Origin of the sequence: Streptomyces sp. NBC_00670 (assembly GCF_036226765.1) — a bacterium.
Classification (GTDB): Bacteria; Actinomycetota; Actinomycetes; order Streptomycetales; family Streptomycetaceae; genus Streptomyces.
The window spans coordinates 4,441,640-4,453,350 of the sequence record NZ_CP109017.1 but is presented as its reverse complement, the minus strand read 5'-3'; the positions used below and the strand labels follow the sequence as shown (position 1 = coordinate 4,453,350).

Sequence of the window (11,711 nt, the reverse complement as noted above, 5' to 3'; positions counted from 1 at the left end):
CGCGTCCCCACCGGAGCGGTACCCCGGCCGGAGTGGCGCCCCGCCCGGAGCGACGCCGCCACCCCCGCGGCGCGTCACACCAGCCGGCGGGCCGTCGCCCAGCGGGTCAGCTCGTGGCGGTTGGAGAGCTGGAGCTTTCTGAGTACCGCCGAGACGTGGGACTCGACCGTCTTGACCGAGATGTACAGCTGCTTGGCGATCTCCTTGTAGGCGTAGCCGCGGGCGATGAGGCGCAGGACCTCGCGTTCGCGCTGGGTGAGACGGTCGAGGTCCTCGTCGACCGGCGGGGCGTCCGTGGAGGCGAAGGCGTCGAGGACGAACCCGGCCAGACGCGGGGAGAAGACCGCGTCGCCCTCCTGGACCCGGAACACGGAGGCGATGAGGTCGGAGCCGGTGATCGTCTTGGTGACGTAGCCGCGGGCGCCGCCACGGATCACCCCGATCACGTCCTCCGCCGCGTCCGAGACGGACAGGGCCAGGAACCGCACCGGCTGTTCGATGTCGGCCATCAGGGGTGCGCAGCGGCGCAGCACCTCGACGCCGCCGCCACCCGGCAGGTGGACGTCGAGGAGGACGACCTCCGGGCGGGTGGCGGTGATGACGCTCACCGCCTGGTCGACGTCCGCGGCCTCGCCGACGACCTCCACCCCGGTGGTCTCCGTCTGCCCGATCTCGGCCTGCACCCCCGTACGGAACATGCGGTGATCGTCGACGAGTACGACCCGCACCCGGCGTCCGGCCGCGCCCCCGCCCTCCGGTTCCGGCCCGGCCGCTCCGGTCGCCCCGTTCGCGTCGCTCATGACGTCTTCTCCGCCCTCTCCATCTCCAGCTCGACCTCCGTGCCGCCGTCGGGCACCGCCCGCAGCCGTGCCGTGCCGCCGTTGCGCTCCATGCGGCCGATGATCGATTGTCTGACTCCCATGCGGTCGGCGGGTATCGCGTCGAGGTCGAAGCCGGGACCGCGGTCACGGACGGACACGAAGACCGTCCTGCCCTCGACTTCGGCGTAGACCTGGACCGGACCGCCGTCGCCACCGTACTTGGCGGCGTTCACCATGGCTTCCCTCGCGGCCTGCATCTGCGGGCCGATGCGCTCGTCGAGCGGGCAGTCGCCGACCACGACCACCTCTATGGGGACGCCGTGCTTGTCCTCGACCTCGGCCGCGTGGCGCCGGACGGCCTCGGCCAGGGTGTCGGGCTCCTCGTCCTCCTCCTTGCCGTTGCCCTCGGGTTTGTAGAGCCAGGCGCGCAGGTCGCGCTCCTGGGCACGGGCCAGGCGCCGCACCTCGCCCGCGTTCTCCGCGTTGCGCTGGATCAGGGTCAGGGTGTGCAGCACCGAGTCGTGGACGTGGGCGGCGACCTCCGCGCGCTCCTGGGCGCGGATGCGCATCAGGCGCTCCTCGGAGAGGTCCTGTGTCATGCGGATGAGGTAGGGACCGGCGAGCAGCGTGATGCCGACCAGGACGGCGAGGGCGGCCTGGAGGACCGAGCCGAGATGTGCGGCGGAGCCCTGGAGCACGAAGATCGCGGAGACTCCGGCGGTGACCAGCAGGACACCGGCGGCGGAGCGGAGGAGGGTCAGGGTGCGCCGGCGGCGGCCGACCTCGGCCCAGCGGGCCCGCCGCGCGTTGTCCGCCTGCCGCCAGACGAGGGCGACGCCGGCACCGACCAGGACCGCAGGCCACAGATAGGCCTTGGCACCGTCGCCGAGATTGACGTTGCCGACGAAGACCATCGCCACGACGACCATGAGGAGCAGCGCGACGATCTGCCCTCTGTCCGGTTTGCGGGCCACGAGTCTGCGCCGGCCGTCGGGCGAGGTCTCGGTGCCGACCAGGGAGGGCGGCCGGCGGTCGTCCACCCCGCCGACGCCGAGCGGTACGAAGAACCAGAAGGCGGCGTAGAGCAGGGCGCCCAGGCCGTCCGCCATGAACAGGCCCGCGAACACCAGCCGGACCCAGATCACGGGCAGGCCGAGGTGTCCGGCGAGCCCTCGCGCCACCCCGCCCAGCCAGCGTCCGTCGCTGCTGCGGTAGAGCTTGCGCGGGGGCCGCGGAGGAGCGAGTGGCGCTGTGGCGGCTTCCGGCATGCCATCGATGGTCACACGTCCGGCGGACGGCGGGTATCAGGGATCGTCCCCGAGACTCCCCTGATCTTCGGCCCGGTGGTGATCGAACATCTCCCCGGCGGGGGTCCGGGCGGATATCAGGGTTCTGCCAGGGTCATCCCTGCTGCCGTGCGGGCGGTGGGGCGGGGACGATGGACGCATGACAGATCAGCGACACGCGGCAGCGGGGCCGGGTTCCGGCCCGGGCCCGGGCGCTCCGCAGCCGGAGGCCGGGCCGGGGCGGTCCGTGCCCGGACCGGGGCCCGGGCAGAAGCCGGGTTCCGGAGCATCCGGGCCGGGCCCCGGAGAGGAACCGCGCGCGCACGAGGACCCGGCAACCGCCGGGGACGCGCCGGGCGTCGAGGTGCCGCAGCGGTTCCGCCGTGACCGCCGGTACAAGATGCTGGGCGGGGTGTGCGCGGGGCTGGGCCGGCAGTGCGACATGGACCCGGTGATCTTCCGGGTGGGTCTCGCGGTGCTGTCCGCGGTCGGCGGTCTCGGTCTCCTCTTCTACGGCTTCGTCTGGCTCTTCGTCCCGTTCGAGGACGAGGAGGAGAACGAGGTGCGCAAGCTGCTGACGGGGCGCGTCGACGGCCCGGCGCTCGCCGCCGTGCTGTTCGCGCTGGTCGGCTGCGGGGTCTTCCTCTCCCTGCTGAAAAACGGCACGATGCTGGCGTTCGCCACGGTCCTCTCGCTGCTCCTGGCCGGCGCGGGGTACTGGTCCCGGCGGCGCGGTGCCCCCGCTCCCGACCCGCTGGCCGCCCAGGCCGCCGCCGACGCACCACCGGAGGCCACGGCCCCGCCGGTGGCGGCGGCCTATCCCTCCTGGTGGCGGGACCCGATAGTCAAGGACGGCACGCACGAGGGAGGCACCGGCTATCTGTGGGGCCCGCCGGACGTTCCCGACCGGGACGTGAAGGCCGCGGTCAACATCGCCCACGGCATCCCGTACCGCCTGGGCATACCGCCGGTGCCGAGGCTGCGGTCGCGCGGTCCGCGCCGCACGGGCGGCCGGGTGTTCTCGCTCGCCCTGCTGGCCGGGGGCCTGGGGACGTGGCTGACCTGGGACGACCACCCCCTGGGCACCAGTCTGCAGACCGGTCTCTCCTGCGCCCTGGTGGTGTTCGGCCTGGGCATAGCGATCAGCGCGTTCGCAGGAAGGACGGGCGCCGGCTCGATCATCCTGGCGGTGCTCACGGCGGGGCTCCTCGCCGCCTCGGCGGCGCTGCCGAAGGACATCGGCACCCACTGGGCGCGGACGACCTGGTCGCCGGCCTCGGCAGCCGCGGTCCGGGAGAGCTACGACCTGGGCACGGGCGAGGGGACGCTCGACCTGAGCCGAATACGCCCGGCCGGGGGCAGGACGGTCAGTACCGACGCGGAGGTGGGGATCGGCCGGCTCCGGGTCGTGCTCCCACCGGGTGCCACGGTCAGGCTGGACATCGACGCGGGCATCGGCGACATACAGCTGCCGGGTGACACCTCGAAGGACGTGGACGTGGCTCCGGACAAGCACAAGCGGGTGACGCTGTCTCCCGCGGCGGGCGAGAAGAAAGCCGGGGGCTCGTTCGACCTGCGGCTCCAGGTCGGCGTCGGACAGGTGGAGGTGACCCGTGCCGCGTCATGAGTTCCGGCCCGGCCGGCTGATAGCGGGACTGGCCCTGACGGCCGCGGGGATCGCCTACGCGGGCGACGCGGGCGGCTGGTGGACCACACCGTGGTTCGCGATCATCCCGATCGTCACGGCGGGCCTGTGCCTGGCGGGCGCGGCGGGGGTGACGAGCCGGGCGGTGCGCCGCCGGCGGCGGGGCCGTGCGGCGCCCTCCGCCCCGGCCTCGTCGGAGACGCCGGTCTGAGGGAAGCGTCCGGTCCTGCCGGGCCGGAGGTCGGGCGGACGGGAACGGGTGTCGCCTCGGACCGCGCGCGTGGCGTCAGTACGCCGGAGTTCGCTGCCTGCGGCGGGTGTGGAGGACCGAGTCGAGGGAGAGGACGGAGGCACCGGCGAGGACGAGGGGGAGCCAGGCCATGAGGTAGGCGAGATCGTTGCCGTAGTAGTACGGGTCGGAGGCCCAGCTCACGGTCAGCCAGAGGCTGAGCGAGATCAGCGCACCGCCCAGGGCGGCGAGACGGGTCAGCAGGCCGACCAGCGTGCCGAGGCCGACGGCGAGTTCGCCGAGGGCGATGGCGTAGCCGAAGCCGACGGGGCTCTTCAGGGCCAGGTCGACGAGGGCCGGGATCGCCGAGGAGTCGCGGACCGAACGCATGGTGTCGCCGAGCGAGCCGGCGCCGGAGGCGGACATGAAGGCGCTGTCGGTCAGCTTGTCGATGCCGGCGTAGATGAAGGTGATGCCGAGGAAGATCCGCAGGGGGACGAGGGCGTACCGCGTGGCGGTGTCCCGCCAGCCGCGCTGCTCACCCACATGAAGGGTGTGCGTCTCGGAACGGATGCCATGAGTCACTGCCGGTCGCCGCCTCTCGCCCGCTGGACTGTTGAGATCTCAACCAACCATACGTACGGAAGGCGGGGACGGCTCAACGATCAGGGGCGTTTTCACGGTCCGGCCACGTACTGACATGTTTTAGACAGCTTCGGGGGTGCGGCATGCGTGGTTTGGGGGTGTTGTTCACCCCGGTGGCTCAGTCGAGGACCTCGATGGTCACGCGGTTGGTCTCCACTCCGGCGGCCGTGACCACCTGGACGTCGACGCGGCCCGGCTCGACGTCGGCCGGGACGGGGACGGTGAGGAGGGTGTCCGTGGGGTTGTCGAAGCCGCCGGTCACCGGGACCAGGGGGACATGGACGTGGACGGCGCCGATGCGGACCACCATGCGGGACAACCGGTCCGCCGACTGGGCGCCCGCGGGCACGAAACCGGCGCCGCGGATCTCGATGTCGTCGCCGGTGCGGATCGGGGCGTCCAGGTCGCCGGCCTCCCGGGCACGGACCACGGAGAGGACCACGGGGCGGCCGCCCTCGGCGTATTTGGCGGCGAGGTACGTCGCCGCGGAGACGAGGACGAGGACGGCGAGGCCCCAGGGCAGGTCGGGGAGCTGGTCGGGGCGGCGGGCCAGGCGCACCGCGGCGAAGGCGAGGGCCACGGCGCTGATCATCACGTACTGGATGTCGGCGAAGCTGCCCCGGCCGGAGTCGTCGGTGAGCAGGTCGGCGGCGCGCGGGCGGTGCGCGCGCACCTTCTGCAGGCGCTGGCCGAGGACACGCAGGCCGACCACCCGGCGGACGAGCACGGCGATCCCGCAGACCACGGCGACGACGGTGACCACGCCCACCCCGCGGGCGAGGTCGAGCCCGGCGATCAGCCGGTCGCGTCGGCCGTGCGCGGAGGCTGCGGCCAGCTGGCCGACCAGCACGAGCACCGCGTACACCGTGAAGAGCACCCAGCCCGCGGCCACGGCGCGGGAGGTGGACAGGCGGTTGTCCTCGCCGATGACGGGGGCCAAGGCGCCGCCGCGGGCCCGGTGCCAGTACCCGGCGCCGGTGAGCGCCGCGCCGATCACCGCGGCGGCGAGCAGTCCGGCGGTGCGCGCCGTGGACCATCCGGCGCCGACGGCGGTGAGCGCCTGGACCAGCAGCAGGAGCGCGATGCCGCCCCAGACGAAGCAGGCCGTGCGGTGCCAGAGCCGGGCCAGCCAGGCCTCGCCCTCGGCCCGGCCGCGTTCGGCGACGGCGTCGGCGGACTGGGTCAGCTCGTCCGAGACCCACTGCCGGGACGCGGACGCGGAGTGCGCGACCGCCGCCGGCAGCCCCTGCCCGGAGGCGTACCCGTCCCGTTTCGCGAGGAACGCCGCCACCGCGCGCCGGTGCCCCTCGCGGGCGCCGTGCGGGCAGTCCCCGCACGTACAACCGCCCCGGTGGGCCGTGGGCTCCGCGCCCTGTCTCGCCTCCTGCACCGCCACGCCCGATGCCCGCCTTCCCCACGTCCCGTGCCTTGGTACGGCCGGTTCCGCGATGCGTCCGGCCCGTCTGCCACTCCCCAGCGACGACGAATTGTGCCGTACCCAGAGGGGTGCTCGCCGGTCAGGTCCGGTCAGTGGGGGTGAATGCGCCATACGCGTGTTGACGGAGGGCCTGAAGGGGTGGTGCACGCGTGCCGGAGACCCGGTCGGGAGCCCGGCCGGGGGCTCAGCTCAGCAGGTCCGGTTCGCTGCGGCTGATGTGCTGCCACAGGGGCTGGTAGTTGATCCAGGCGACGAGGTCGCCGCCCAGTTGTTCCCGGGTCGCGGTGGCCTGCCGGTGGCCGATCAGCACGGGGCGGCCGGCGGCGCGGGCGGCGAGCTGCACCTGGCAGGAGCGTTCCATCGACAGGAACCACCAGGCCGCGGCGTCCACGGAGTCGCCGACGGTGAGCAGTCCGTGGTTGCGCAGCACCAGCGCCTTGCGGCTGCCGAGAGCGGCGGCGATCCGGCGGCCCTCCTCGGCGTCCACGGCGACGCCGGTGTAGGCCTCGTACACCGCGTGGTCCTCGTAGAACGCGCAGCTCTCCTGGGTGAGCGGGTCGAGGAGTTCGCCGAGGGCGGCCTGGGCGCGTCCGTGCACGGAGTGGCAGTGGGCGACGGCGACGACGTCGGGCCGGGCGGCGTGCACCTGCGCGTGCACGGTGAACGCGGCCTGGTTGACGTGGTAGTTCCCCTCGACGACCTGGCCCTCGGAGTTGGCCATCACCAGGTCGCTCACGGTGACGTGCCCGAACGGCATGCCGAACGGGTTGACCCAGAAGCAGTCGCTGAACTCGGGGTCGCGTGCGGTGATGTGGCCGGAGACCCCGTCCTCGAATCCGTGGCGGCCGAACAGCCTCAGGGCTCCGGCCAGCCGTTCCTTGCGGTGGCGGCGTTCGGCGTCCGTCGACTCGTGCTTGGGCGGCAGCGCGAACCGGAGCTTGTCGGTGGGCAGGGGCGGTGGCGGGGTGGGTCCGTGCATGTGTGCTCCCGCACTTGCTTCGTTCACGGGGCGGAAGTTACCGCCGGTCCGTCCCGGGAGGACAGAGGTTTCGGAGAAGAGTTGGCGGGCGGTGACCAGGCGCCGACCGGCCTTGTGCAATACCCGACAGAAGGTGTCGTCTTTGCGGGCGATGCTCGGTCGTATGGACACCACGCACACCACGCAGGCGCGCGCACGATGGGCGGAGTTCGCGGCGGCCGAGCCGGAACTGGCACGGACGGCCCAGGAGCGCTTCGAGGCCTTCACCCACCACACACTGGCGACCCTCCGCAAGGACGGTGCGCCACGCACCAGCGGTATGGAGGTGCGGTTCCTCCACGGCGAGCTGTGGTTCGGGATGATGCCGGACTCGCTCAAGGCGCTCGACCTGCGCCGCGATCCGCGCTTCGCGCTCCAGGCCAACCAGGGCCCGGGCACGGCGATGGGCGGCGGGGACGTACGGATCTGCGGGCGGGCGGTGGAGGTGACGGACGCGGCGGTGCGGGCCAGGTACGTGGAAGAGGTGGAACCGCCGCAGCCGTTCCACCTCTTCCGCACCGAGCTGACGGAGGTCACGCGGACCGCCGTCGAGGACGACACGTACCTGGTCGTCCAGGTCTGGAAACCCGGAGAGCCGGTGCGGACCCTCCGGCGGACCTGAGCAGCGCCCGCGGAGGGCGGTGCTCACTCCCACTCGATGGTGCCCGGCGGCTTGCTCGTCACGTCGAGGACGACGCGGTTGACGTCGCGCACCTCGTTGGTGATCCGGGTGGAGATCTTGCCGAGGACGTCGTACGGCAGCCGGGACCAGTCGGCGGTCATGGCGTCCTCGGAGGAGACCGGGCGCAGCACGATCGGGTGACCGTAGGTGCGGCCGTCGCCCTGGACGCCGACGCTGCGGACGTCGGCGAGGAGCACGACCGGGCACTGCCAGATGTCGCGGTCCAGGCCGGCGGCGGTCAGCTCCTCGCGGGCGATCGCGTCGGCGTCGCGCAGCAGGTCGAGCCGCTCCTTGGTGACCTCGCCGACGATGCGGATACCGAGCCCCGGGCCGGGGAACGGCTGGCGCTGGACGATCTCCTCGGGCAGGCCGAGCTCCTGGCCGACCATGCGGACCTCGTCCTTGAACAGCTTGCGCAGCGGTTCGATCAGCTGGAACTCGAGGTCCTCGGGGAGGCCGCCCACGTTGTGGTGGGACTTGATGTTGGCGGTGCCGGTGCCGCCGCCGGACTCGACGACGTCGGGGTAGAGGGTGCCCTGGACGAGGAACTCGACCGCCGGGCCCTCGTCCGCGATGATCTCCGCCTGGGCCTGCTCGAAGACCCGGATGAACTCGCGGCCGATGATCTTCCGCTTCTGCTCGGGGTCGCTGACGCCCTTGAGCGCGGCGAGGAAGCGCTCGCTGGCGTCCACCACCTTCAGCTGGACGCCGGTCGCGGCCACGAAGTCCTTCTCGACCTGCTCGGTCTCGCCCTTGCGCATCAGCCCGTGGTCGACGTACACACAGGTCAGCTGCGAGCCGATCGCCTTCTGCACGAGGGCGGCGGCGACCGCGGAGTCCACACCGCCGGACAGGCCGCAGATCGCGCGCTTGTCGCCGACCTGCTCGCGGATGGCGGCGACCTGCTCCTCGATCACGTTGCCGGTGGTCCAGGAGGGGCTCAGGCCCGCCCCGCGGTAGAGGAAGTGCTCCAGAACCTGCTGGCCGTGCGTGGAGTGCATGACCTCGGGGTGGTACTGGACGCCGTAGAGCTTCTTCTCGTCGTTCTCGAAGGCGGCGACCGGGACGACGTCCGTGGAGGCGGTGACGCTGAAGCCGTCGGGTGCGGCGGAGCAGGCGTCGCCGTGCGACATCCAGACGGACTGGTCGGCGGGGGTGCCCTCGAAGAGCGTGGAGGACGGCTTGCTGACGGCCATCTCCGTGCGGCCGTACTCGCGGGCGCCGGTGTTGTCGACGGTGCCGCCGAGGGTCTGTGCCATCAGCTGGAAGCCGTAGCACATGCCGAAGACGGGGACGCCGGACTCGAACAGCGCGCGGTCGAGGGTGGGCGCGCCCTCCTCGTAGACGGAGGAGGGACCGCCGGAGAGGATGATCGCCGCCGGATTCTTGGCGAGCATGTCCTCGACCGGGGTGGTGCTCGGCACGATCTCGCTGTACACCCGGGCCTCGCGGACGCGGCGGGCGATGAGCTGGGCGTACTGCGCGCCGAAGTCGACGACCAGGACGGTGTCGGGGGTGGCGGGGGACGCTTCTGACACGGGTTGCCTTCCGGCGGATGAGCAAGGGGTGTGTGGGGTCGAGTCTACCGGGGGCGGGCGGGGGGCCGCGGCCGACGGTTCGCCGGGGCGGGGGTCGCTTCCCCGCGCCCGTCTCATCATGCGGGCCCGACTGGACGCGCCGTTTCCGCACGGCATACTGGCCCCATGCTCAGCACGCACCCGACCTTCCTCTTTACCTATGGCAACCGGCCCGCCGGCTGCCATGGTCGTGCTGCTTGAGCAACTGACAAGCGACTTCCCAGGCGCCCCGGGCCACACAGGCCCGGGGCGCTCTGCGTGTACGGGACCTGTCACCCCGGGGCCGTCGAGAGCCACACCCGGCAAGGAGCCCCCGATGACCGCGATCCACCCCGAGACCACCGGAACCACCGGAACCACCGAGAAGACCGGCGCCCGCACCGCCGAGGCCGCCGGCCTCATCACCGGCGCCCGCGACCGCATCGACGCCCTCGACGACCGCATCCTCGGCCTCGTCCAGGAACGCATGGCCGTCTCCGCCGTCATCCAGGACGCCCGCATCGCCTCCGGCGGCCGCCGCGTGAACCTCTCCCGCGAGATGGAGATCCTCGGCCGCTACAGCGACGCCCTCGGCAAGCCCGGTACCACCCTCGCCATGACCCTGCTCGAGCTGTGCCGCGGCCGCGTCTGAACATCTCTTCCTCCAGCGCGTGACCCACGCCACAACTCGTCGTTGGTAGAGGTGTCCGTGCCAGCCAGGGGCGGGCCCGAAGAAACCACGCGTGGCTCCGCTGGGGCGATGAGACGTACGGGATGCACGCCGTGCGTCGTGGGACCTCGCCCCAGGGTTGTGACCGGACGGCAGGGGACAGCAGCCCGGTCACCCAAGAGACGGCCGGTCCCGGGGACGCCCGGGGCCGACCGGCGACGAACAACCACATGTCGACGGCGCTCCCCTCCCCCGCGCCGTTCCCCCGGCACCGGTGCCGCCCTGACCGCCGGTGCCGGCGCAGAGAAGGGCCCCGTGGAACATCACGCCCGCCGCACCGGCGGGTTCCACGGGGCCCTTCGCGCACCCCGCCCTCCGTGTGACCCACTCCACATAAGAATCTCGTGAAGACGGGGACAACCATTGCCGGTTGCGGTCGGTCACACCATCGGAACCAAGGGCCACACCCGCGCCCCACACGCGGAGGCCTCCGCCGTTCGTACCGCCAGGGGGGCGGTACGCCCGACTCCTCGAGGTCTTCATGAAGCTTCGCCGCGCTCTGGTCACCGCTGCCGCGACGGCTGCCATAGCCCCGCTGTCGCTGATGGCGGCGGGTGCCGCCTTCGCCGACACCGACCCGTCCACCGGCACCGGGACGGCCCAGTCCACCGAGACGACGGGCACCACGCCGTCCGACGACACCACCACCGGCACGGCCCCCACCTCCGGCGACGACGCCGACGGCTCGGGTGACACGAGCACGTCCGGCGACGACACCACGTCCACGGACGGCTCCGACTCCGCGGACGACAAGACCGGCGACGCCGACGGGACCGACAAGACCGGCGAGCAGCCGGACGGCACGTCCTCGTCCTCCGCCCCGGCCACCCCGAGCAACGGCTCGACGGCCAAGGAGACCCCGTCCGACGAGCCGACCGACTGCCCTGTCGACGACAACGGCGACGACGGCTCCGCGCTGACCATCGGCGTCTCCGGGCTGCCCGGAAAGATCGTCGCGGGCAGCGGCTGGCACAAGTTCACGCTGACCGCCGCCAACCACAGCGACCAGTCCCTCGGCACGGTGGACTGGTTCGTGCTCGTCGACAACGACTCGGTGAGCGAGAACGAGAAGGACTGGCTGAGCAACTACGCCCGTGTCCAGTACCTCGACCCGGAGACCAAGACCTGGAAGTCGATCTCTGAGGACCTCGGCAACGGCATCTTCTTCGGCGAGACCGACCTCGGCGCCAAGGAGACCGTCGACATCCAGCTGCGCCTGGACATCACCGCCAAGGCCCCGGCCGGCGACGGCTTCACCGTGGGCCTGGGCGGCTACGTGGACGAGAAGCTGAACTGCGTCCACAACACCTTCGGCTACTACGAGTTCACCGTGCTCAAGCCCGGCAGCGACAACGAGAACCCGGGTCAGGCCACTCCGGTCGACAAGGGTGACAAGGGCGAGAAGCCGGCCGGCGGCAAGAAGCCGCAGGGCGGCGCCGCGGAGCTCCCGGTCACCGGCAGCCTCGCCGAGACCGGCTCCAGCTCGATGCTCCCGACCATCGGACTCGTCGGCGGCATCGCCGTCGTCGCCGGTGCGGGCGCGGTGTTCGCGGTGCGCCGCCGCAAGAGCGGGAACGCGGCCGCCTGACCGCCCGGCGGGCCTCCCCGGAGGCCCGCCGCTCGCCTCGCAGAGCAGCTCGCGGGGCAGAGAAGAAGGACCT

General features: G+C 72.4%; 11 protein-coding genes. 5 read left to right on the top strand and 6 right to left on the bottom strand.

What is annotated here, in order from left to right; translation table 11 throughout:
- Positions 1-74 precede the first annotated feature (74 nt).
- A complete protein-coding gene (locus tag OIE12_RS19820; RefSeq protein ID WP_329137138.1) occupies positions 75-800 on the bottom strand; it encodes a response regulator transcription factor in 726 nt (241 codons plus the stop codon).
- Positions 797-2,089: an ATP-binding protein gene (locus tag OIE12_RS19815; RefSeq protein WP_030380422.1), complete on the bottom strand. Its 1,293-nt coding sequence runs from the start codon at positions 2,087-2,089 to the stop codon at positions 797-799. The genes OIE12_RS19820 and OIE12_RS19815 overlap by 4 nt, the downstream gene beginning before the upstream one ends.
- 178 nt (positions 2,090-2,267) lie before the next feature.
- On the opposite strand from OIE12_RS19815, the gene OIE12_RS19810 reads away from it, so the two are divergent.
- Both OIE12_RS19810 and OIE12_RS19805 read left to right on the top strand, forming a co-directional pair.
- Positions 2,268-3,734: a PspC domain-containing protein gene (locus OIE12_RS19810; RefSeq protein ID WP_329137136.1), complete on the top strand. Its 1,467-nt coding sequence runs from the start codon at positions 2,268-2,270 to the stop codon at positions 3,732-3,734.
- On the top strand, positions 3,721-3,963 hold the full coding sequence (locus tag OIE12_RS19805) for a hypothetical protein (protein ID WP_329137134.1): 243 nt from the start codon (positions 3,721-3,723) through the stop codon (positions 3,961-3,963). Before OIE12_RS19810 ends, OIE12_RS19805 begins: the two co-directional genes overlap by 14 nt.
- A gap of 75 nt (positions 3,964-4,038) precedes the next feature.
- On the opposite strand, the gene OIE12_RS19800 is transcribed toward OIE12_RS19805, so the two are convergent.
- The 3 genes from OIE12_RS19800 to OIE12_RS19790 form a co-directional block, all read right to left on the bottom strand.
- Positions 4,039-4,566, bottom strand: a complete 528-nt coding sequence (locus tag OIE12_RS19800) for a DoxX family protein (RefSeq protein ID WP_329137132.1) — start codon at positions 4,564-4,566, stop codon at positions 4,039-4,041.
- A 178-nt stretch (positions 4,567-4,744) separates the two neighbouring features.
- Positions 4,745-6,022, bottom strand: a complete 1,278-nt coding sequence (locus OIE12_RS19795) for a hypothetical protein (RefSeq protein ID WP_329137130.1) — start codon at positions 6,020-6,022, stop codon at positions 4,745-4,747.
- 226 nt (positions 6,023-6,248) lie between these two features.
- Positions 6,249-7,043 (bottom strand): class II aldolase/adducin family protein, encoded by a 795-nt coding sequence (locus OIE12_RS19790; RefSeq protein WP_329137129.1) that lies wholly within the window; start codon positions 7,041-7,043, stop codon positions 6,249-6,251.
- Positions 7,044-7,206: 163 nt separating this feature from the next.
- On the opposite strand from OIE12_RS19790, the gene OIE12_RS19785 reads away from it, so the two are divergent.
- Positions 7,207-7,704: a pyridoxamine 5'-phosphate oxidase family protein gene (locus OIE12_RS19785; protein WP_329137126.1), complete on the top strand. Its 498-nt coding sequence runs from the start codon at positions 7,207-7,209 to the stop codon at positions 7,702-7,704.
- 23 nt (positions 7,705-7,727) lie between these two features.
- Here the strand turns inward: OIE12_RS19785 and guaA are convergent, their stop codons facing one another.
- Positions 7,728-9,302, bottom strand: coding sequence for a glutamine-hydrolyzing GMP synthase (gene guaA, locus OIE12_RS19780; protein WP_329137124.1), 1,575 nt, complete (start codon positions 9,300-9,302; stop codon positions 7,728-7,730).
- A 355-nt stretch (positions 9,303-9,657) separates the two neighbouring features.
- Here guaA and OIE12_RS19775 point away from each other — a divergent pair, with 355 nt between their 5' ends.
- A complete protein-coding gene (locus tag OIE12_RS19775; protein ID WP_329137123.1) occupies positions 9,658-9,972 on the top strand; it encodes a chorismate mutase in 315 nt (104 codons plus the stop codon).
- Between the two features lie 559 nt (positions 9,973-10,531).
- Entirely contained in the window at positions 10,532-11,638 is a 1,107-nt protein-coding gene (locus OIE12_RS19770; protein WP_329137120.1) for an LAETG motif-containing sortase-dependent surface protein, read from the top strand.
- Positions 11,639-11,711 lie beyond the last annotated feature (73 nt).

Coding starts and splice junctions, on each gene's coding strand:
- OIE12_RS19810 (WP_329137136.1), top strand. CDS start 2,268: ATGACAGATCAGCGACACGCGGCAGCGGGGCCGGGTTCCGGCCCGGGC.
- OIE12_RS19820 (WP_329137138.1), bottom strand. CDS start 800: ATGAGCGACGCGAACGGGGCGACCGGAGCGGCCGGGCCGGAACCGGAG.
- OIE12_RS19785 (WP_329137126.1), top strand. CDS start 7,207: ATGGACACCACGCACACCACGCAGGCGCGCGCACGATGGGCGGAGTTC.
- OIE12_RS19770 (WP_329137120.1), top strand. CDS start 10,532: ATGAAGCTTCGCCGCGCTCTGGTCACCGCTGCCGCGACGGCTGCCATA.
- OIE12_RS19775 (WP_329137123.1), top strand. CDS start 9,658: ATGACCGCGATCCACCCCGAGACCACCGGAACCACCGGAACCACCGAG.
- OIE12_RS19790 (WP_329137129.1), bottom strand. CDS start 7,043: ATGCACGGACCCACCCCGCCACCGCCCCTGCCCACCGACAAGCTCCGG.
- OIE12_RS19815 (WP_030380422.1), bottom strand. CDS start 2,089: ATGCCGGAAGCCGCCACAGCGCCACTCGCTCCTCCGCGGCCCCCGCGC.